Annotated in this window: 14 protein-coding genes, 1 tRNA gene and 1 pseudogene; 13 read left to right on the forward strand and 3 right to left on the reverse strand. The window is 46.8% G+C overall.

From position 1 onward, the window contains the following. Positions 1-27: 27 nt before the first annotated feature. Together gltB and gltD are read left to right on the forward strand one after the other, a co-directional pair. A complete protein-coding gene (gene gltB / locus HWY38_RS18445; protein WP_224182357.1) occupies positions 28-4,587 on the forward strand; it encodes a glutamate synthase large subunit in 4,560 nt (1,519 codons plus the stop codon). 16 nt (positions 4,588-4,603) lie between these two features. Continuing rightward, positions 4,604-6,085: a glutamate synthase small subunit gene (gltD, locus tag HWY38_RS18450; RefSeq protein WP_017417941.1), complete on the forward strand. Its 1,482-nt coding sequence runs from the start codon at positions 4,604-4,606 to the stop codon at positions 6,083-6,085. Between the two features lie 307 nt (positions 6,086-6,392). On the opposite strand, the gene HWY38_RS18455 is transcribed toward gltD, so the two are convergent. Further along, entirely contained in the window at positions 6,393-7,373 is a 981-nt protein-coding gene (locus tag HWY38_RS18455; RefSeq protein ID WP_224182358.1) for a zinc-binding dehydrogenase, read from the reverse strand. A gap of 118 nt (positions 7,374-7,491) precedes the next feature. On the opposite strand from HWY38_RS18455, the gene HWY38_RS18460 reads away from it, so the two are divergent. The 4 genes and pseudogenes from HWY38_RS18460 (at position 7,492) to HWY38_RS18475 (ending at position 10,308) form a co-directional block, all read left to right on the forward strand. Beyond that, a complete protein-coding gene (locus HWY38_RS18460; RefSeq protein ID WP_224182359.1) occupies positions 7,492-8,358 on the forward strand; it encodes a LysR family transcriptional regulator in 867 nt (288 codons plus the stop codon). Between the two features lie 51 nt (positions 8,359-8,409). Continuing rightward, a pseudogene (locus HWY38_RS19175) lies at positions 8,410-8,640 on the forward strand (His/Gly/Thr/Pro-type tRNA ligase C-terminal domain-containing protein); the annotation flags it as partial. Positions 8,641-8,686: 46 nt separating this feature from the next. Then, positions 8,687-8,989, forward strand: a complete 303-nt coding sequence (locus HWY38_RS18470) for an ArsR/SmtB family transcription factor (RefSeq protein WP_003153841.1) — start codon at positions 8,687-8,689, stop codon at positions 8,987-8,989. Positions 8,990-9,132: 143 nt separating this feature from the next. Beyond that, complete coding sequence (locus tag HWY38_RS18475) at positions 9,133-10,308, forward strand: MFS transporter (protein WP_224182360.1); 1,176 nt, start codon at positions 9,133-9,135, stop codon at positions 10,306-10,308. Positions 10,309-10,354: 46 nt separating this feature from the next. Here HWY38_RS18475 and ggt read toward each other — a convergent pair whose 3' ends face one another. Continuing rightward, the gene (gene ggt / locus HWY38_RS18480) at positions 10,355-12,121 is read right to left on the reverse strand and encodes a gamma-glutamyltransferase (protein WP_088460972.1); all 1,767 of its coding nucleotides are present in this window, start codon (positions 12,119-12,121) and stop codon (positions 10,355-10,357) included. Positions 12,122-12,364: 243 nt separating this feature from the next. On the opposite strand from ggt, the gene HWY38_RS18485 reads away from it, so the two are divergent. From HWY38_RS18485 to HWY38_RS18495, 3 genes are all read left to right on the forward strand, one after another. Further along, entirely contained in the window at positions 12,365-12,595 is a 231-nt protein-coding gene (locus HWY38_RS18485; protein WP_003153848.1) for an excisionase family DNA-binding protein, read from the forward strand. Between the two features lie 314 nt (positions 12,596-12,909). Then, positions 12,910-13,455 carry a site-specific integrase gene (locus HWY38_RS18490; RefSeq protein ID WP_003153850.1) on the forward strand — a complete coding sequence of 182 codons (546 nt, stop codon included), beginning with the start codon at positions 12,910-12,912 and terminating at the stop codon, positions 13,453-13,455. Positions 13,456-13,497: 42 nt separating this feature from the next. Further along, a tRNA-Arg gene (locus HWY38_RS18495) sits at positions 13,498-13,570 on the forward strand. A 145-nt stretch (positions 13,571-13,715) separates the two neighbouring features. On the opposite strand, the gene HWY38_RS18500 is transcribed toward HWY38_RS18495, so the two are convergent. Further along, positions 13,716-14,258, reverse strand: a complete 543-nt coding sequence (locus HWY38_RS18500) for an IseA DL-endopeptidase inhibitor family protein (protein WP_224182361.1) — start codon at positions 14,256-14,258, stop codon at positions 13,716-13,718. A gap of 228 nt (positions 14,259-14,486) precedes the next feature. Between HWY38_RS18500 and HWY38_RS18505 the strand changes: the two genes are divergently transcribed. The 4 genes from HWY38_RS18505 to HWY38_RS18520 all read left to right on the forward strand — a co-directional run. Beyond that, positions 14,487-15,875, forward strand: a complete 1,389-nt coding sequence (locus HWY38_RS18505; RefSeq protein WP_007407362.1) for an MATE family efflux transporter — start codon at positions 14,487-14,489, stop codon at positions 15,873-15,875. 115 nt (positions 15,876-15,990) lie between these two features. Next, positions 15,991-16,959 (forward strand): aldose 1-epimerase, encoded by a 969-nt coding sequence (locus HWY38_RS18510; RefSeq protein WP_263433389.1) that lies wholly within the window; start codon positions 15,991-15,993, stop codon positions 16,957-16,959. Between the two features lie 18 nt (positions 16,960-16,977). After that, a complete protein-coding gene (dacB, locus tag HWY38_RS18515) occupies positions 16,978-18,453 on the forward strand; it encodes a D-alanyl-D-alanine carboxypeptidase/D-alanyl-D-alanine-endopeptidase (protein ID WP_224182363.1) in 1,476 nt (491 codons plus the stop codon). A gap of 461 nt (positions 18,454-18,914) precedes the next feature. Continuing rightward, on the forward strand, positions 18,915-21,681 hold a 2,767-nt coding region (locus HWY38_RS18520; protein WP_224182364.1), incomplete at its 3' end, for a non-ribosomal peptide synthetase.

Consider the following 21,681-nt stretch of genomic DNA (forward strand, 5'->3'; position numbering starts at 1 on the left):
ACGGAAACTGATCGGGGGAGAGGAATTATGACTTACAATCAAATGCCGAAAGCACAAGGTCTCTACCGTCCGGAATTTGAGCACGATGCATGCGGAATCGGCTTGTATGCCCATTTAAAAGGGAAACCTTCACATGACATTGTCAAAAAAGGACTGAAGATGCTTTGCCAGCTGGATCACAGAGGAGGACAGGGCAGTGATCCGAATACGGGTGACGGCGCCGGCCTGATGGTTCAGATCCCTGATGCTTTTTTTAAGAAAGAGTGCGGAGAAATGAGACTGCCGGAAAAAGGCCGTTACGGGGTAGGAATGGTCTTTTTCTCGCAAAATGAAGAGGAAAGAAAAAAGATCGAAAAACAGGTGAATGCATTCATTGAGCAGGAAGGACAGATCGTTCTCGGCTGGAGAACCGTCCCTATAAATGTCGGAAAAATCGGAACAGTGGCACAAAGTACTTGCCCATATGTGCGTCAAGTATTTATCGGAGCCGCAAACGATTTGAAAGACAGCCTTGCTTTTGAACGCAAACTGTATGTCATCCGGAAGCAGGCGGAAAATTGGGGCGTTCAAGAACAGCTTGATTTTTACTTCGCAAGCTTGTCAAGCCAGACTATTGTTTATAAAGGGTTGTTAACGCCTGAGCAGGTTGACGCTTTTTATTTGGATTTGCAGGATGAAACCTTCGTATCTGCATTTTCACTCGTGCATTCAAGATTCAGCACAAATACCTTTCCTACTTGGGAACGTGCCCATCCGAACCGCTATCTGATTCATAACGGAGAAATCAATACGCTCCGGGGCAACATCAATTGGATGAGAGCGAGGGAGCAGCAGTTCGTTTCAGAAAGCTTCGGAGACGATCTTCACAAAGTGCTGCCGATTTTAAATGCTGAGGGCAGTGACTCATCCATTCTTGATAATGCGTTTGAATTTTTCGTGATGGCGGGACGGAAACCGGCACATACGGCAATGATGCTGATTCCGGAACCATGGACAGAAAACACTCACATGTCTAAAGCGAAACGGGCTTTTTATGAATATCACAGCTCTTTAATGGAGCCGTGGGACGGGCCGACCGCCATTTCGTTTACGGACGGAAAACAAATCGGCGCCATCCTTGACCGTAACGGCCTGCGTCCGGCACGTTACTATGTGACAAAAGATGACCATATTATTTTCTCATCTGAGGTCGGCGTTATTGAAGTTGAGCAGGAGAACATTCTTCATAAAAAACGTCTGGAGCCCGGAAAAATGCTGCTCATTGACTTAGAGGAAGGCCGGATTATTTCAGATGAAGAAGTAAAAACAGAAATCGCCAATGAATTCCCTTATCAAAAATGGCTTGAAGAAGAATTGGTTCAAGTGAATCCTGACCCGGAGATCCGGGAAGAGGAACAATTCGATGATCTTCTCGTCCGTCAAAAAGCGTTTGGCTATACGTATGAAGATATCCAGAAATATTTAATTCCTGTTATTAAAGAAGGCAAGGACCCGCTCGGCTCTATGGGAAATGATTCGCCGCTCGCCGTTTTATCCGATCGCGCCCAATCACTGTTTCATTACTTTAAACAGCTGTTTGCGCAAGTCACAAACCCGCCGATTGACGCGATCCGCGAGCAGCTTGTGACCTCCACGGTGACATGGCTCGGAGCTGAAGGCGATCTGCTGCATCCAAGTGAAAGAAATGCCCGCCGCATTAAACTGTATACTCCTGTATTATCAAACGAACAGTTTTATGCGCTGAAAACACTCGTGCACCCTGACATTAAGAGCCAGAACATCCGCGCGCTGTTTTCCGATGACCTAGAAAAAGGCCTGAAGGATTTGTTTCAGCAGGCGGAAAAAGCGATCAAGGAAGGCGTATCTCTGTTGATTTTATCTGACAGGGCAATGAGTAAGGAATTGACGCCGATTCCGCCGCTCTTGGCCGTCAGTGCGCTGCATCAGCATTTGATCCGCCAAGGCCTGCGAACAAAAGCAAGCATTATCGTTGAATCCGGGGAAGCGCGTGAAGTTCATCATTTTGCGGCTCTCATCGGGTATGGTGCCGATGCTGTCAATCCGTATTTGACTTACGCTACGTATAAGCAGGAAATCGATGAAGGCCGGCTTGATATTCCGTATGAAGAAGCTGTCAGCAAATACGGAAAGAGCGTAACAGAAGGCGTCGTGAAAGTGATGTCAAAAATGGGGATTTCAACTGTGCAAAGTTACAGGGGCGCCCAAATTTTTGAAGCGGTCGGCATCGGTGAAGACGTTATCGCCAAATACTTTACCGGTACTGCATCTCAGCTTGGCGGAATTGATATCGAAACGATTGCGCAAGAAGCGAAACAGCGCCATCAAGCGGCGTACAAGGATGATTACAGCCAAACTCTTGAGCCGGGTAGTGAATTCCAATGGCGAAACGGGGGAGAGCACCACGCTTTCAACCCGAAAACCATCCATACCCTGCAATGGGCGTGCCGCAAGAATGATTACAGCCTGTTTAAGCAATATTCTCATGCAGCGGATGAAGAACGAATCGGATTTTTACGCAATCTGTTCGCCTTCAAAGAAGACCGCAAGCCTTTAAAATTAGAGGAAGTTGAATCAGCTGCGTCCATCGTGAAACGTTTTAAAACAGGAGCGATGTCATTCGGTTCATTAAGCAAGGAGGCCCATGAGGCTTTAGCGATAGCGATGAACAGGCTTGGCGGAAAAAGCAACAGCGGAGAAGGCGGCGAGGACCCGAAACGTTTCGTTCCGGATGAAAATGGCGACGACAGAAGAAGTGCGATTAAACAGATCGCTTCCGGCCGTTTCGGCGTAAAGAGCCATTATCTCGTCAATGCGGATGAATTGCAGATCAAAATGGCGCAAGGGGCGAAGCCGGGAGAAGGCGGTCAGCTTCCGGGCAACAAAGTATATCCTTGGGTCGCGGATGTCCGCGGTTCTACACCAGGTGTAGGGCTGATCTCACCGCCTCCTCACCATGATATTTATTCAATTGAAGACTTGGCGCAGCTGATTCATGATTTGAAAAATGCAAATCGAAGCGCGCGTATCAGCGTCAAGCTCGTGTCAAAAGCCGGTGTCGGCACGATTGCGGCCGGTGTGGCAAAAGGCACTGCGGATGTCATCGTCATCAGCGGCTACGATGGCGGAACGGGCGCGTCGCCGAAAACAAGTATTAAACATACGGGTCTTCCGTGGGAGCTTGGTCTTGCAGAAGCTCACCAAACGCTGATGCTGAACGGTTTACGGGATCGCGTGGTATTGGAAACGGACGGTAAGCTGATGACAGGCCGAGATGTCGTGATGGCCGCCTTGCTCGGTGCGGAGGAATTCGGCTTTGCTACAGCGCCGCTTGTCGTTCTCGGCTGCGTCATGATGCGCGCCTGCCACTTAGATACATGTCCTGTAGGTGTCGCGACGCAAAACCCGGAGCTCCGCAAAAAATTCATGGGCGACCCTGACCATATCGTAAATTACATGCTGTTTGTCGCAGAAGAAGTGCGTGAATATATGGCGCAGTTAGGCTTTAAGACGCTTGATGAAATGATCGGACGGACAGACGTTCTTCATGTAAGTGAACGTGCGAAAGCGCATTGGAAAGCGGGCCAGCTTGATTTATCCACACTGCTGTACCAGCCTGAAGGCGTACGTACTTTCCGTACGGCGCAAAACCATAAGATCGACGAGTCGCTTGATATGACGGTTATTCTTCCGGCGGTGCAGGCTGCAATTGAAGCCGGTCAGGAAGCGGAAGCTGAAATCAAGATCAATAATACAAATCGCGTAGCCGGAACCGTGACGGGAAGTGAAATTTCTAAACGCTACGGAGCGGAAGGCCTGCCGGATGATACAATCAGACTTCATTTTACCGGATCAGCCGGACAGAGTTTCGGAGCATTTGTTCCTAAGGGGATGACGCTTCATTTGAACGGGGATTCAAATGACTACGTAGGCAAAGGGCTTTCAGGCGGAAAAATCATCGTGAAAGCGCCTGATGACTTCAATTGTGAAACTCACGATAACGTTATTATCGGGAACGTCGCATTTTACGGAGCAACAAGCGGGGAAGCGTACATTAACGGGCGCGCCGGTGAACGTTTTGCAGTCCGTAACAGCGGAGTCAATGTCGTTGTAGAAGGTATCGGAGACCACGGCTGTGAATACATGACAGGCGGCCGGGTTGTCGTCCTCGGTGAAGTCGGCAAAAACTTCGGGGCGGGAATGTCAGGCGGTATCGCATACGTCCTGAGTGATGATGCCAAAGCATTTAAACGCAAATGCAACATGGAAATGATTTCATTTGAAAAGCTGACGGATGAGGCGGAGATCAAAGAAGTGCAAGAAATGGTCAAACGGCATGCGGCGCTGACAAACAGCAAAAAAGCCGCAGCTCTCCTGGACAATTGGGAAAAAGCCGCAGAAACCTTTATCAAAGTCATTCCGAAAAACTATAAACAAATGCTCCTCAGCATCGAAGAACAAAAAGCGGCGGGTTTATCGGAAGAAGACGCAATTATGTATGCTTTTGAAGCCAATACAAAGGTCCTCCAAACGCCTGCCAAAGATCAAAAACAAGCGGTAGTACAGTAAGAAAGGGGAGAGGAACATGGGGAAACCAACTGGATTCATGGAAGAAAAACGAGAAAAACCGGCTGAGCGGGACCCTCTCACTCGCTTAAAGGATTGGAAAGAGTATTCGGCTCCATTTTCAGATGAAGCGTCAAAGCGGCAGGGGGCGCGGTGTATGGATTGCGGCACACCGTTTTGCCAAATCGGCGCTGATATCAACGGTTTTACGTCCGGCTGCCCGATTTATAATCTGATACCGGAGTGGAATGACCTCGTCTATCGGGGGCGCTGGAAAGAAGCCTTGGAGCGTCTTCTGAAAACGAATAACTTTCCTGAATTCACAGGGCGGGTCTGTCCCGCTCCTTGTGAAGGATCTTGTACGCTGGCTATTTCAGATCCGGCTGTTTCAATTAAAAACATCGAGCGGACGATCATTGACAAAGGTTTTGAGAACGGATGGATTCAGCCGAGAATTCCAGCGAAACGCACAGGTAAAAAAGTCGCTGTCGTCGGTTCAGGCCCCGCAGGTCTGGCAAGCGCTGATCAGCTGAATCAAGCCGGACATTCCGTAACGGTCTATGAGCGTGCCGACAGAGCCGGCGGCCTGCTGATGTACGGCATTCCGAGCATGAAGCTTGAGAAAAATGTCGTCGAACGCCGTATTAAGCTTTTGACGCAGGAAGGTATAGATTTTGTGACAAATACCGAAATCGGCGTTGACATAACGGCAGATGAGCTGAAAGATCAATTTGATGCCGTCATTTTGTGCACAGGCGCCCAAAAGCAGCGCAATCTGCTGATTGAAGGCCGGGAAGCAAAAGGCGTCCATTATGCGATGGACTATTTAACACTGGCGACGAAAAGCTATTTAGATTCCAACTTCAAAGACAAACAATTTATAGACGCTAAAGGGAAAGACGTCATCGTAATCGGCGGAGGAGACACAGGAGCTGACTGCGTGGCAACCGCGCTGCGCCAAAAAGCGCGCAGCGTGCACCAGTTTGGGAAACATCCTAAACTTCCTCAGACGCGCACGAACGACAATATGTGGCCTGAACAGCCGCACGTCTTTACCCTTGAATACGCCTATGAAGAAGCGCAGGCAAAGTTCGGCAAAGACCCGAGAGAATATTCAATTCAGACGACAAAAATGGTGGCCGATAAGCAGGGCCGCTTACAAGAGATTCACACCATTCAAATGGAAAAAGTCAGAAACGAATTCGGAAAGTATGAATTTCATGAACTGCCCGGGACAGAAAAAGTATGGCCTGCTCAGCTGGTGTTCATCGCCATCGGTTTTGAAGGGACAGAACAGCCATTATTGAAACAGTTCGGTGTCGATTCGGCAAATCATAAAATTCAGGCGGCATATGGGGATTATAAAACGAATGTTGACGGTGTTTTCGCCGCAGGGGATGCGAGAAGGGGCCAAAGCCTGATTGTATGGGCGATTAATGAAGGCCGGGAAGCAGCGCGCGAAGTCGACAGTTATTTAATGGGGAGCACTGTTTTACCGTAAATAAAGGGGTTTATTTATAAAACCGGCTGGGATCAGCCGGTTTTTCGTATTGAAATGAGTATATAAGGATAACGTGGAAAGGAAGATAACATATGGAATTTTGTTTATCAGAGTGGAGAGGTTGTTTTCTTCCGCAGACTGAGACGATTTGCAAGCCTTGAGCAGTCGATCACGGTGCTGCTGACGGGATCTGTGTGTCTGCAGTCGATTTGCGGGCAGATTTTAATTGATGAAGAAAAACATATTGAATTTCAAGCGGAAGCGCTTATAAACAAATAAGGGAACGGACGGGTCCGCTCCTCCTTTTTTAGACATCTATACGAAAGCCGATATTGCCGAACTGCCGTCCTTCCCGCATTCTGTTATAAGCGGCAGCTGCTTCACTGAGAGGGTACATGCGGTCGATAATGGGACGGATGCCGCAGCGGTTTATCAATTCCAGCATATCCGCGAATTCCTCATTGCTACCCATTGATGTACCGAGAATATGAATCTGCGGAAAAAACAGCGAGCGAATAGGAAATCCGAGCTGATCGCCTGAACTGGCGCCGAATGTTACGATCCGGCCATTCGGTTTAATAATGTCAAGATAGTGTTGAAACAAGGCGGGGCCTACACCGTCAAGTATGATATCTGCTTTTTCGCCATTCAGCGCCTCATTCCAATCACCGTAGCTGTCAATCGCCCGGTCTGCACCGTATGACAGTGCGGTTTGTTTTTTGTTTTCACTGCGGGAGGTGACGCTGACTGTCGCTCCGATAGCTTTTGCCATTAATAAGGCGTATGTTGCCACGCCGCTTCCGATGCCCGGAAGGATAAGGTGTTCGCCTTTTTTTAATTGTCCTTTTGTAAATAAGGCGCGATAAGCGGTTAATGCTGATAACGGCAGCACGCCCGCTTCCTCCCAAGTCAGGTGTTCGGGTTTTAAAACGGCGTTTTCCGCAGGAACGATGACATAAGGTGAAAATGTTCCGTCGCTCGGACCGCCTAAAATATCAGGGACGGCTGGTACGTCCTCAACGGTCTTCCAATTCAGCACCGGGTTGATGATGACTTCTGCATGCAGTAAATGAGACCGGACGCCGTGTCCTATTTCGGTTACGATTCCCGCGCCGTCTGAACCGAGAGTAAATTCATGGTTTCCGGTTTCGTGGTTTTTCATTAAAAACAAATCACGATGGTTTAATCCGGCTGTTTTCAGCTTTATTTTCACTTCGCCGTTTCCTGGCCTTTTGTCAGGTGCCTGCCTGAAATCAAAGCCATTTTCGTGTATGATAAGGGCATTCATTATTCTTCTCTCCTTTATGATTGATGAGAAAGATTTTACAGGCTGTATCAGCTGCAGTAAATAAATGAAAATTGATAGCCGGCTATCAATAAAAATCATAGCAAGAAGGTGCCCTTACATGGAAAGCGGAGACTTAAAGATTTTTCAGGCTGTCGCCCGCAAAGGAAGTATTTCAAAGGCGGCAGAAAGCCTGCATTATGTTCAATCAAATGTGACAAACCGGATTCAGCAGCTGGAACGGCAATTGCAAACACAGCTTTTTTACCGCACAAATCGGGGGATGACGCTGACGCCCGCAGGTGAAAACTTATTGAAAGACGCAGACAGAATCCTTCAATTGCTGCATGAGGCGCAAAAAACGGCGCAAGAGGCAGGTGATCCGAACGGCCCGCTTCGAATCGGTTCTCTTGAAACGGCGGCAGCCGTCCATCTCCCTCAATTTTTCACGGAGTATTGCAGCCGCTACCCGAAAGTACAGTTGTCTCTGTCAACGGGTGATACACATACCTTAGTGCAGCACATCTTACACTATGAGCTGGACGGCGCTTTTGTTTATGGACCGGTCGAATACGAAGATCTTGAGCAAGTCGCTGTATTTCAAGAAGAATTAGTCTTGGTTTCAAATAAGCGAGAAGGCAGTTTGCAAGACTTGTTGCGAGATCCGATTCTGTATTTTGCCGCGGGCTGTTCGCACCGCCGTAAAATAAAAAACATACTGAAAGAAGAGGCAGTGCCCGCACATAAAATCATTGAATTCGGTACGTTGGAAGCCATTATTGGGGCAGTGCAGGCGGGGATGGGGGGTTCCTTTCTGCCTGCATCAGCCGTCCGTTATTTTCAAAACAGGAAAAATCTTTTTCTTCATGAGCTTCCTGAACAGTTTCGGGATATGAATATATCATTTATCTACCGGAGTGATTTATTTTTGACATCGGCGTTTGAAGAACTGCTGAATGGATTAAAAGCATTACCGAACGGAAGATGAGAAAACAGGACAGCTGTGTACGCCAATTTTTTTCGTTCTGGTTTTTCTCAAAAGAAAGCGGGTATCCGGGCTGAGCTCGATCAGCGCGATGAAAAACTCGGCTATAAAATCAGAGAAGCACAAATGAAAAAAATACCGTATATTGCGGTTGTGGGGGATCAAGAGTGCCGCCATCAATCTGTACATGTACGGCAATACGGGCGGGAAGACACATTTGAAGAGAATGTGAGTGATTTTATTTCCCGGATCATAAGAGAGGCAAAACAAAAAATAGAGATTTAATAAAAACAACATTGACATATCGTAAAATCACGATATAATAAAGCGTATGAAACCTATTGATGTTTTTAAAGCGTTGTCTAATGAGTCACGGCTTGAGATTTTACAATGGCTGAAAGAGCCGGACCGTCACTTCGCACCGCATGATGGCATTGATATGAATGAGATCGGAGTGTGTGTCAGCCAGATCACCGATAAGCTTCAGATGACACAGTCAACGGCTTCTCAATATCTTTCCATCCTTCAGCGGGCGGGCCTTATCCAAACAAAACGGATTGGCAAATACACCTATTATAAAAGAGATGAAGACGCGATAAAGGCGATGGCCGATTATTTTCAGCGCGAAATGTAGGGCTGAATCCTTTAGAAGAGGGATTCAGTTTCTTTTTCAGACTACACATCGACATATTGCGATTTGTTTCTGTTTGTTCAACTCTTTATATCGATATATCACAATATATCTTTATATAAATCATCAATGAAGGAGTGTGTCAGGTGCAAAATACCTGGAAGATTTACATTTTGGCAATTATCAGTTTTTTAGTGGGGACGTCTGAGTATGTGATATCCGGGATGCTTGATAAAATTGCAGGTTCCTTGGGAGTTACTGTGGCAGCGGCAGGGCAGCTCATTACGATTTTTTCACTTGTTTATGCAATCGGAACGCCTGTCATGATGGCCCTTACAGCAAAACTGGACAGAAGGAAGCTCATGATCTATGCTCTGGGGCTGTTTGTTATCGGGAATATCATTTCTTTCCTTGTGCAGGGATTCGGCTTATTTGCGGGAGCACGGGTGATTATGGCGCTTGGAGCAGGAACCGTGGTGGTCACCGCGCTTACGATCGCAGCAAAAATCGCTCCCCCGGGAAAACAGGCAAGTTCTCTCGCAACCGTCATTATGGGGTTTACGGCGGCGCTCATTATCGGTGTTCCGATCGGAAGAACCGTGTCTGAAGCTTTCGGCTGGAAAGTGGTTTTCGCCGGAATTGCGGCAATTGGAATCATTGCCATGCTTATTATACGTTTCGCGTTGCCTGAGATAAAAGGAGATAAACCGGTGCCGCTCATTCAGCAATTTTCTCTTTTGAAGAAACGAAAGGTGGCTGTCGGGCTGGCCATTACGTTTTTTTGGCTCGGAGGCTATTCGGTTGCGTATACGTACCTTTCTCCGTATTTACTGAACGTTACTCATATCGGAAGCGGAATACTGAGTACATTGCTGCTTATTTTCGGTGTTGCAAGTCTTGCCGGTTCTAAAGCAGGCGGTTTCAGCGCAGACAAATGGGGGGCGCGTATGACATTAACCGGCGGAATGGCGCTTCATGCTATCATGCTCATGTTATTGCCGTTTGTGACACATTCTGCTTTCGGAGCGGCGGCAGTGCTTATATTTTGGTCCTTCGCCGCCTGGTCATCAGGACCTGCTCAGCAGTATCATTTGGCAACGATGGAGCCTGAATCATCGGGTGTATTACTCGGCCTCAACCAGTCTGTGATGCAGCTGGCTATGGCGGCCGGGGCGGGCATCGGGGGCATTGTTGTCACTCATCTGTCTCTTGCGTCAGTGACATGGATCGGATCAGCGGGTGTTGTCATCGCGATGTGCGGCGTGCTTTCGCTTGCGTCATTAACGTCTGAAAAATCCTCATCTGAATACAGTGCAGAATAAACAAAAGCCCCGTTTCTCAGCTTGAGAAACGAGGCTTTTTGTCTAGTTATTTTTTTAAGTTTACGCCGATTGCGGCTCCGTTTCGGCTTGAGTCGGCGACTCCGGTGAAGGTGCCGTTTTCACGGTCGATCAGGATGCTTTGCACATTACCGATATCAACCGGGCTGCTGCCGAATTTATGCCCCATTTCGTTCAGTTTTGTGCGGGCATCTTCCGGCACTCCTTTTTCATATCGATAGGATGTCATGCTGTTTGTGTAAATTCTCGGCTCTTCGACCGCCGCTTTCAGATCCATGCCATACTCAACTTTGTTCAGGATCGTTTGCAGGACGGAAGAAATAATCGTTGCTCCGCCGGGGGAGCCGACAGTCAGGACAGGTTCGTTATTTTTAAATAAAATAGTCGGAGTCATGCTGCTGAGCGGACGTTTATTCGGCTGCACTTCATTTGCGCCGCCAGGCACCGCATCGAAGTCTGTTAACTCATTATTCAACACAACGCCGTATCCGGGAACCATAATGCCGGAACCGAACAGCTGTTCAATTGTTGTCGTATAAGATACGACATTGCCGAAGCGATCAGTTACCGTGAAGTGAGTCGTTTGGCCTTCTTGTTTGTCAGTCGGCTGCTCCACTTGTTTATAGTTTGCAGAACCTTCCTGATAGGCCCAAGGATCGCCGGCTTTCGGTTTTTTATTGACTTTATCAATATCTATCAGCTGTCTGCGGGCATTGATATAATCTGGATTCAAGAGACCTTTGAGAGGGACGTTGACGAATTCTGGGTCCCCGGCAAATGCGGCGCGGTCAGCATAAGCCAAATGCATCGTTTCTGCGAGAAGCTGATATTTTTGCCAAGAACGGATATCATATTGGGAAAGCTTAAAATCATCCAAGAGGTTCAGCATTTGCAACAGGAAAACACCGCCCGAGCTTGGAGGAGGAGCAGTTGCGATATGATAGCCCTGGTAATCTCCCCAGATCGGTTCGTCAATCGTCACATTGAAGTTTTTAATGTCTTTTTCTGTCATTGAACCGCCGAATTCCTGCACTGTTTCCGCAAGCTTTTTGGAGAATGCACCGTCATAGAATGCTTTTGTGCCTTTGTACTTAATAGCTGTAAATGTTTTGGCTAAGTCTTTTTGGACGAGTGTGTCTCCTTCTTTCAGAGGTTCTCCGTCCGGAAGAAACACGTCTTTTGCAGCAGTGTGTGATAACTTGTCTTTATAATCTGAGATGGCATCAGCTAAAACCGAATCAATCGGAAAGCCTTTTGAGGCAAGTTTAATGGAAGGGGTGATGAGTTGTTTCATGGAGCGTGTGCCCCATTTGTCGAGCGCTTTTTCAAGTCCTTTTAATGTTCCCGGCACACCGACTGCAGTCCCTTTCGTAACGCGTTCGGAGAAAGGGATGGCTTTGCCGTTTTCGTCAAGGAACATATCCGGTGTTGCGCCTGCCGGTGCGCGTTCCCGGCTGTCGATAATGGTGGTGTCTTTCGTCTTCGCGTCATAAACCATCATAAATCCGCCGCCGCCGATTCCCGACATCATAGGTTCAGTTACGTTTAATGCGAATTGAATGGCAACCGCGGCGTCAACTGCATTGCCGCCTTTTTTCAGCACGTCGGCACCGATTTGTGAAGCGAGAGGATGGGCGGTGGCAACCATGCCGTCTTTGCCGACATCTACCTGTTTGTAGTCGTCATAGGAAAACGGGTGTTTCTTAGCCTGAGCGTGATAAGGGATGCTTCCGGCCGCGAGCAAAGTACTGAGCAGAACGATAAAACAGAGATTCATAAACTTTTTCTTTTTCATAGTCTGCCTCCTTTGTTTTCCGCTTACAATTATAGAGTAAGTAAAATGTGCTGTTTTCACAAGTGACAAACGGAATAGTCCGGTGTGCAAAAAGTTGGGGTTTCTGTGTGAATGTAATCAGTCGCAAATAGGCTAAATGGGAAACCGGACCGAAAAAGCTGTGAAACAAGCATAAAGACAAAAAATAAGCTACAATAAACAAAACAGAATTCACTCACATGACATATGAAAGGAACGTGAGCCATGTATTTAACGATCAAAGAGACAGCTGAGTTTACCAGTCTTCCTGAAGAATATGTGCACAATCTTGTTTTGACGAATAAAATAAGGGCCGTCCATGACGGACAGCAATATTTAATCAACAAGGAACAATTTCAAACCCATCTCGAACAGCTGGAAAAATATAAGGAAATGATTCAAGAGTTTTTAAATGAGCCGCTTCCTGAAGACATTGATGTAAAAGATGAAGACTAGGACACAATTTCATATTGTGTCTTTTTTTTGCATTTTTTCGGTTGCTCACAAAAAAACGGATGCTCAGATTTCATTTTAAGGCTGTTGTTTTCATTTTTTAATACCTTAAGTATCGATTTGTTTAAAAGCTTGTCATCGGGCTGAAAATGATGTTTTTGAGTAATTTGTTGAAACTGTGTATCTGATTCACCTTATGTAACACTATGTATATTATGTTACATAAGGCCCTTTACCCTTTATCATTCAACGGGTTTCGGCTATACTAGTAACATAACGCTCAATATGTTACTTTACCAATTATAAGGGGTTTTTTGATGCATATCGTACAGCCGATCCGAAGTTTGGAGAAGATCCAGGAAGTCAAACAGTATTTAATGAAGAAAAGTGATCGTGATTATTTTTTATTTATTTTCGGCATGAACAGCGCACTGCGGATTTCTGATGTTCTGCCGCTTCGCGTGAGGGATGTAAGGAACAAAGACCATGTGTGGGCAACCGAAAGCAAAACGAGAAAGAAAAGAAAAATTCTGATACTGGAGTCTTTAAAGGCCGACATATACGCTTACACAAAAGACATGAAAGAAGATGACTATTTGTTTAAATCGAAACGGACGAATAAGCCCATATCCCGGATTCAGGCATACAGAATATTAAAGGAAGCGGCTGCCGCTTGCGGGTTGGAGGAAATCGGGACGCATACGCTTAGAAAGACGTTCGGGTATCATTTTTATCAGAGGACAAAAGACATTGCTGAACTGCAGAGGATTTTGAATCATTCTTCTCCGTCTATTACAATGCGTTATATCGGAATAGATGAAGATACGACGAGAGCCGCCTATAAAGTGTTCGGAGGGCTGTAGACTTGAAAAAAACGGCCGCCAGCGTTACTATAATAGAAGCAGGCTCTAGTAGCACAGCGGATAGTGCAGCAGTTTCCTAAACTGCAGGTCGGGAGTTCGAATCTCTCCTAGAGCGTTTTTTGTATGAGATAGGCGCAGATTAATAATGTCGGTAAAACAAAAACCCCCTTGTTATACAAGGGGGTTTTGAGTTGAATATCTTGTAAGAATCTCGTGGAAATGATGTGAAAAAAGCCCGCTGTAAGCAAGCGGGCTTTTTCTTATATGACAGCATCAAATTGATTGACTTTCCAAACGTTATTTACTTTTACGAATGTTACATCGCGTTTAGCTGACGGAGAACCGTCAAGAGTCGGTACAGTGAAGCGGTATGTTTGGATGCTTCCTTTTTTAGAAAGAAGAGTCATTTTTGCTTTTTTCCAATTCAGGAGGTTATCTCCGTCGCCGACCGGAACAGCCAATTTGCCGTCTTTTACAGTGAAGTGGTAATCTTTGAACCCTTTGTCAATCGCTTGCTTTGTAAAAGCGGGTGTCAGATATTTTACGGCTTTCGCTTTTGTTCCGAGGTCTTTGCACATAAATACATATTGCAGATTTTGATATTCAAACGGTTCAGATGTGCAATTTGCGTTTGATTTAAGCGCACCGCCGCTCATTGTGTTCCAGAAATGTTCTCTCGCTGACAGAGCCAGCTGAAGTGCTTGTTTTTGTGTAAGGTCATTAGGTGAAGTTTTTGCGGTCGCCGCAGTGCCCAATGACAGAATCAATGTAATAGTAGTGAGGAATAATAGCCATTTTTTCATGATATAATCTCTCCTTCAATCAATCTCTTTCTCTTATGTTACAAATGTTACAATAATTACGGTAAGATTACAATACCTTTTCAGAAATATTTTCCGAACTTTTTATTTTTATGGTTTATTTCCATGTAAGACGTGAGAAAAAGATAAAGTGTTTCATTGAACAAAAGGTTTTTACAAGCTGTCTGCTGAATAATAAAATGGAAGAAAATCAAAAAAGGAGTCCTACATATGGAAGTACAAGATCATTTAGAAACAGCGGAAGGCCGCGGCCAGTCTGTCTGGCGATCGATGTCACTGTTTTTAGTGCCGCTGCTTTTAAGCAATGTATTGCAATCTGTCGGCCAATTGGTCGGAATGGTATTTGTCGGAAGGTGGCTCGGAGTCGATGCGCTTGCCGCCGTATCGTCTTTTTTTCCGCTGTTTTTTCTGCTGATCTCCTTTACGATCGGAATCGGTTCGGGAAGTTCCATTCTGATCGGGCAGGCTTACGGCGCGAAAAACGAAGAGAGGATGAAGGCGATTGTCGGCACTACACTGACTTTTACCTTTATGCTCGGTGTTGTTCTGGCAGTTGTCGGCAGTGTGTTTACGCTTGATATTCTGCGGCTGATGGGAACGCCGGAAAACGTAATAGATGTCAGTGTCCGATATGCGCGCATTTTGTTTTGCGCAATGCCGCTGATGTTTTTATATTTTGCGTATACGACTTTTTTACGCGGAACGGGAGATTCAAAGACTCCGTTTTATACGTTAATCGTCAGTACAGTCATAAACATTGGGCTCTTGCCCTTATTAATTCTCGGGCTTTTCGGACTTCCGAAGTTCGGCATTTACGGTTCGGCGTATGCAACCGTGATTTCAAACATCGTGACATTTATCGTACTCATGGTTTATTTGCGGAAAAGGAAACATCCATTGGCATTTGACCGGACTGCGCTTCGTTCTCTTAAAATGGACAAAAAGCTGCTTGCGCTTTTACTCCGTCTCGGTATTCCGTCGAGCATCAATATGATTCTCGTGTCACTTTCTGAAATTGCGGTCATTTCATTTGTCAATCATTACGGATCAAATGCGACGGCTGCTTACGGGGTCGTCAACCAAGTGGCGAGTTATGTGCAGATGCCGGCGGTAAGCCTCGGTATCGCCGTTTCCATTTTTGCCGCCCAATCCATTGGCGCCAATCAATTCGGCCGGCTGAAACAGGTCATTAAAGTCGGCATCGGCCTGAATTATTTGATCGGCGGGGTTTTGATTGTGCTGATTTATACCTTCTCCCGGCAGATACTGGCTTTGTTTTTAACTGATCAGGATACACTCCACATTGCCCGCAATCTGATTATGATTACCCTTTGGAGCTATCTGATTTTCGGTCACGCTCAGATTGTTTCAGCAACAATGCGGGCGAGCGGTACGGTGTTATGGCCGACGATTATCAGTATTTTTGCGATTTGGGGAATTGAAGTGCCTGTGGCCTTTATTCTTTCTCATTATACGAATCTCGGCATTCTCGGCATTTGGGTCGGTTATCCGGCGGCTTTTGTCGTCAGCCTGCTGCTGCAATACGGATATTACCGGTTTGTATGGAAGAAAAAACAGATTACCCGGCTGATTCAATAAGGTTTTACCGCACATCGCTCAGTTCATACGGGCGATGTTTTTTTTAGAGAAGGAAAATGAGTTTAGAAAATGGAATTCCTATACATGCTAGAAAACAAGGAAAGGGCAGGTGCTTATGACGATTGAACATACGACTTATTTAGGGGTTTCAGCCATTAAAGCGGAGACTGATCAGGCTGAATGCATCATTGTGCCGGAGTGGGGATCAAATGTCATATCGCTTCGGGATAAAAGAACCGGTATGCGGCTTCTTAGAGAACCGGAGACCTCGGAGCAATTCCGCGCAAAACCGATGCTGTACGGCATTCCCGTTTTATTCCCCCCGAACCGGATTACGGACGGGACGTTTCGTTTTGACGGCCGCGCGTATCAATTTGAGATAAACGAAGAGGATAAACATAATCATATTCACGGCTTTCTTCACAATCAGCATTGGAAAGCGGCGGCACCGAAAGAAGAGGGGGATGGAATGACAGTCGAAACAGAAATTGATCTTTCAAAGATTCCCCGTGTTCATAAACAATTTCCGCACGATGTCATTGTTCGGATGACCTATACATTAAAAGACAATGTGTTTACGCAGCGGGCGCTGATTATCAACAAGGGAACGGAGGCTTTTCCTTGGGGGCTCGGCTATCATTCAACTTTTGTTTTCAATGAAGAGCGTTCTCGTCTATTTTTGACGGCTGACCGCATGTGGGAATTAAATGAACGTTTCGTGCCGACGGGCCGTTTATTGGATGTGCCTGATAAAGAAGCGTTCCGTCATGGGATGTCTTTGAAAAATAAACAGTTTGACGATGTTTTTCTTTCTTCCGGACGGAACGGCGGCAATAACGAAGCTGTTATTTATCATCCGGATGAGAAATTATCCGTTTTGTATCAAGCAGACACGTCTTTCAAGCATTGGGTGGTATATAACGGTGACGGAAAGCAGGGGTTTGTCAGTCTTGAGCCTTATACTTCCGTTACAGATGCATTTAATCTGAATCAGCCTGCATCACTGACAGGGCTTCAGATTCTGAAACCGGGCGAAGAAGCGGCTGTGTCATCCAGGATCACCATTTTGCATGACGAAGAATAGGAAAGAGGCGGGATAACATTGAAAACATATGTGAAACGCTTGAGCGCGGTGATTCTGCTTTTGATCATTGCCGCAGTTCCTTATATTGATGATGCGGCTAAGGCGGCTGAACAAAAAAATACTTTGCAAAAAGAGCTGGAACACATTCTGGATGAAGAACCTGCTTTAAAGGGAGCTTCAGCGGGCGTCAGTGTCCGGTCAGCAAAAACAGGGGAAGTGCTGTTCGGCAGCCGGGAAGATATGCGGCTGAGGCCTGCATCACTGATGAAGCTGCTGACGGCGTCTGCGGCGCTTTCCGTTCTCGGAGAAGATTACTCCTTTAAGACAGAAGTACGGGCAGACGCCGCCGTAAAAGGAAAACAGCTGCGCGGAAACCTTTATCTCAGGGGAAAAGGTGATCCGACCCTATTGGCTTCTGATTTTGAGAAGATGGCTAAACAGGTCAAAGCCAGAGGCATCCATGTCATTAAAGGAGATCTGGTCGGGGATGACTCGTGGTATGACGATACCAGGTATTCAGTTGATCTTCCGTGGAGCGATGAAGGCCAATATTATGGTGCGCAAGTATCAGCTCTTACCGCTTCCCCAAATGAAGATTATGATACCGGAACGATGATAGCGGAAATCAGCCCGGCAAAACAGCCCGGTAAAAAGCCGCGCATTTCGATTTCTCCCCATACGGACGTCGTTCGTGTGAAAAATGAAGTGAAAACCGTCGCTTCTGATGAAAAGAAAGAATTGACGGTTGAACGGGAGCACGGTGGCAATGTGATTACAATAAAGGGAACCATACCTGCCGGCTCGGCAAAGGCAAAAGAATGGGCGGCAGTGTGGGACCCGTCGTCCTATGCTTTAGATTTATGGAAACAAGCGCTTACTAAACAAGGCATAACTGTAAAAGGGAAAATCAGAACAGGGCGAATGCCGCACCGCACCCAGCTTGTCACATCACGGACATCCATGCCTCTTTCAGAATTATTGATCCCGTTTATGAAACTGAGCAACAACGGGCACGCCGAAATTCTGATCAAGGAAATGGGAAAAGTGAAAAAAGGAGAGGGAAGCTGGGAAAAGGGCTTGGACGTGATGAAATCGGAGCTCAAATCGTTTGGGCTGAATCCGGATGAATTGATTGCAAGAGACGGATCCGGCGTTTCTCATGTTAACGGCGTATCCGCCGGCCAAATCGGAGAGCTTTTGTATGCGGTTCAGAAAGAAAAGTGGTACCCGTCTTTCCTTCGGTCGCTCCCTGTCGCCGGCGCAAGCGACAGAATGACGGGAGGAACCCTTCGGAATCGGCTGAAGGGCACCCCGGCAGAGGGCAAAATTAAAGCGAAAACCGGGTCATTAACATCAGTCAGTTCGATTGCCGGCTATGCAGACACAAAAACAGGAGATACGCTTATTTTTTCCGTGCTTCAAAACGGGCTGCTTGACGAAGATGACGGAAAAGACATTGAAGACAAAATCGCAGTCGTGCTGGCAAATCAATAAGAAGGGCCGAATCCTTAGAGGATTCGGCTTTTTTGATGTCTGTAAAACATTATATTGCGATTATGAATCAATCTTTTCAAAAAGTAATACGGCAATATACTTCCTTTTTTTTACATGACACCGATTTTTCATTTTTAAACGTAAAACTTCTTTTCAGAAGGCAAAACCTTTTTAAAAGTGCAATTAATTATACATTTTATTCCTTATTATAGTGTTTAAGAACCAGTTTACAGTGTGCATACATACCGTTTTACATGGTATAAAGATTATAGAAATGAATAAATGAAGTGAGGAATATATACTATATTCTAAAAAATGTTAGAGAAAATTTAATTTTTTATTGTGATTTCTAAAATATGTTTTAAAATAATGCTATATGGATGATTTAGTCATATGCTGTCGAATTTTAATTGTAATTATTTCACTTTCTTATCCTCTTAAATTGAAATGGAGGGATTCCATTGAAGAACACTGTTTATTCTTTAACTCACGCCCAAAGAAGAGTCTGGTTTACAGAGCTGCTCGAGCCGGGCACAAGTATCTGCAATCTCGCGGCGTGCGTCAAATTCAGGGGGAATATCGACTTTGACGTATTGCGCCGTGCTTTAGATTTTTCTATCTCGCAAAATGATTCGCTCAGGTTTCAACTGACGGAAGGGGACGGCTCAGAACCCCAGCTGTATCTGGCGGGGCATCGGCCGATTTCTCTAGAGACTATTGATTTTACTCATACTGATCAGGCAGAGCGGGACGCATGGATTGACACGCAGACTCGTGTTCCGTTCAAGCTGTTTCATTCACCTCTGTATCACTTTACTCTGCTTGTCATGTCAGACGAAGAAGTTTGGCTTTATTCAAAATTTCACCATATTATCATGGACGGCATCTCGCTCAACCTGCTCGGCAACCAGCTCATTGATATCTACCAAAAGATCATGCGGAGCGAGGATTTAGCTGAACATCACAGGCCTTCCTATCTCAGCTACATGGAAAAAGAACAGCAATACTTACAGTCTTCCCGTTTTCAAAAAGACCGTTCATTTTGGACTGAAACATACCGAACCGTTCCGGAACACCTTTCACTGGCGGAACGAACCTCTCATCTTAGACAAAGCACTGCGGCTTCTAGAGATACTATCACTCTTTCTCACTCCTTAGAACAATCTATCCGGCGTTTTTGCAAAGATCATAATGTCAGCATCATCTCTCTGTTTATGGCTTCGTTATACATATGCATCAGCCGTCTGACGGCTAAAAAGGATATTGCCATCGGCACTTATTACGGAAACCGGGGCTCCAGGCTCGAAAAGGATATGCTCGGCATGTTCGTCAGCACACTGCCGATCAGAATGACGGCAGATCCTGATGCGGAGTTCCTGTCCTTTGTCCGCAGCGTAGGAAAAGAGCAGCTGTCTGTTATGCGGCACCAGAAATACCCTTACAATCTTTTTGTGAATGAATTAAGGCAGACTCATCACGACCTGCAAAATATCATCGGGATTTCGATGCAATACCAGCCTCTCGCGTGGCGTCAGGCAGAAGGTTTCGATTATGAAACGGCGATGTTTTTCAGCGGGCATACGGCAAATGAGCTGTCCATTTTAATTAAGGAGCGGACAGATACGGGATTGATTGAGCTGAATTTTGATTACCAATCCGCTTTATTTACTGAAACATCAATTAAACGCATTCAAACTCATTTGCTGACGATCGTTGAAAATGCCGTTAGAAATCCAGACCGGCTGATTCGGCATATTGATATGGTGGATGAAAATGAAAAGAAACGGGTGTTAACTGCGTTTAACCGTACAGAAACGGCTGAACTGCCGGCTCCGACGCTTCACGGGCTGTTTACCCGCCGCGCCGCGCTTTCGCCGCATCGTCCGGCGCTCCGTTTTCCGGGCGGCATGCTGACGTACGCTGAGCTCGACCAGTACACAGACAGGCTCGCCGTTTGGCTCCGCCAAAAAGGCGTCCGCAAAGAAAGCATGATCGGCGTGCTCGCTGAACGCTCACCGGAGATGGTGGTTTCTGTGATTGCCGTGTTAAAAGCAGGCGGCGCCTATGTGCCGCTTGACCCGGAGTATCCTGAGGACAGGCTGCGCTATATGCTCGATGACTGCGGCGCTTGTCTCCTGCTTGCACAGCCGGGATTATCCGTTCCCGATTTTTCCGGAGAAACGCTAGAAGTGTCTCTTTCTGCTCTGACAGGCGAGACGGAGACAGGGGCTGTCTCTGAAGAAGCGGATAGCGCTTCGCTCGCTTATATCATTTATACGTCCGGTTCGACGGGAACACCGAAGGGAGTGGCTGTTGAACACCGTCAGGCCGCCGCCTTTTTATCAGGGATGCAAGGGCAGTTTCCGTTAACGGAAGAGGATGTTATCGTGCTGAAATCATCCTTTTCATTCGACGCCTCTATCTGGCAATTGTTTTGGTGGACAATGTCAGGCGCCTCCGTGTATCTGCTTCCTGCCGGATGGGAGAAAGATCCTGTGCGGATGATTGAAGCGTTTGCCTCAGAAAAGGTGACGACCGCGCATTTTATTCCGGCGATGGTCAACAGCTTTTTAGACGCGCTGGAAACGGAGCCTGAGGAAACAAGAACACGCCTCGGCAGAACACTGACACGCGTGTTTGCCGGAGGTGAAGCTCTTTCACCGCTTACGGCTGCCCGGTTTGCCGATCTTCTGCCGGAGACGATGCTTATTCACGGCTACGGGCCGACGGAAGCGACGGTTGATGCGGCGTTTTACGTCTGTGACCGAAAACGGGACAGCGGACGGACAAGGCTTCCGATCGGAAAACCCGTTCCGGGTGCCCGTCTGTATGTATTAGATAGCGGAGGAACCATCCAGCCTGCGGGCGTGGCAGGAGAGCTGTACATCGCGGGGACAGGGGTGGCCCGGGGCTATCTGAACCGGCCTGAGCTGACAGAGGAGCGTTTTCTCAATGATCCGTTTTATCCGGGAGAACGCATGTATCAGACGGGCGATATCGCACGCTGGACAGAAGACGGCCTAGTCGAATGGCTCGGACGTTCAGACGGACAGGTGAAAGTCCGCGGCTACCGGATTGAACCAGGAGAGATCGAAGCGGCGATCCGGCGCATCGACGGCATTCGTGAGGCGGCAGTCACCGCCCGGACTGAACACGGCGAAACCGCGCTTTACGCCTATATCGAAGGACGGGAAAGCGATGACGTGCGGGCGGAGCTTGCGACACGCC

It is taken from the genome of Bacillus sp. KS1 (genome assembly GCF_020075515.1).
Classification (GTDB): Bacteria; Bacillota; Bacilli; order Bacillales; family Bacillaceae; genus Bacillus; species Bacillus velezensis.

Excerpts from the sequence above, each read along its gene's own strand:
- HWY38_RS18460 (WP_224182359.1), top strand. The coding sequence starts at position 7,492 with ATGGAAAGCGGAGACTTAAAGATTTTTCAGGCTGTCGCCCGCAAAGGA.
- gltB (WP_224182357.1), top strand. The coding sequence starts at position 28 with ATGACTTACAATCAAATGCCGAAAGCACAAGGTCTCTACCGTCCGGAA.
- HWY38_RS18510 (WP_263433389.1), top strand. The coding sequence starts at position 15,991 with ATGACGATTGAACATACGACTTATTTAGGGGTTTCAGCCATTAAAGCG.
- HWY38_RS18470 (WP_003153841.1), top strand. The coding sequence starts at position 8,687 with ATGAAACCTATTGATGTTTTTAAAGCGTTGTCTAATGAGTCACGGCTT.
- HWY38_RS18485 (WP_003153848.1), top strand. The coding sequence starts at position 12,365 with ATGTATTTAACGATCAAAGAGACAGCTGAGTTTACCAGTCTTCCTGAA.
- HWY38_RS18455 (WP_224182358.1), bottom strand. The coding sequence starts at position 7,373 with ATGAATGCCCTTATCATACACGAAAATGGCTTTGATTTCAGGCAGGCA.
- HWY38_RS18500 (WP_224182361.1), bottom strand. The coding sequence starts at position 14,258 with ATGAAAAAATGGCTATTATTCCTCACTACTATTACATTGATTCTGTCA.
- ggt (WP_088460972.1), bottom strand. The coding sequence starts at position 12,121 with ATGAAAAAGAAAAAGTTTATGAATCTCTGTTTTATCGTTCTGCTCAGT.
- gltD (WP_017417941.1), top strand. The coding sequence starts at position 4,604 with ATGGGGAAACCAACTGGATTCATGGAAGAAAAACGAGAAAAACCGGCT.
- HWY38_RS18490 (WP_003153850.1), top strand. The coding sequence starts at position 12,910 with ATGCATATCGTACAGCCGATCCGAAGTTTGGAGAAGATCCAGGAAGTC.
- HWY38_RS18505 (WP_007407362.1), top strand. The coding sequence starts at position 14,487 with ATGGAAGTACAAGATCATTTAGAAACAGCGGAAGGCCGCGGCCAGTCT.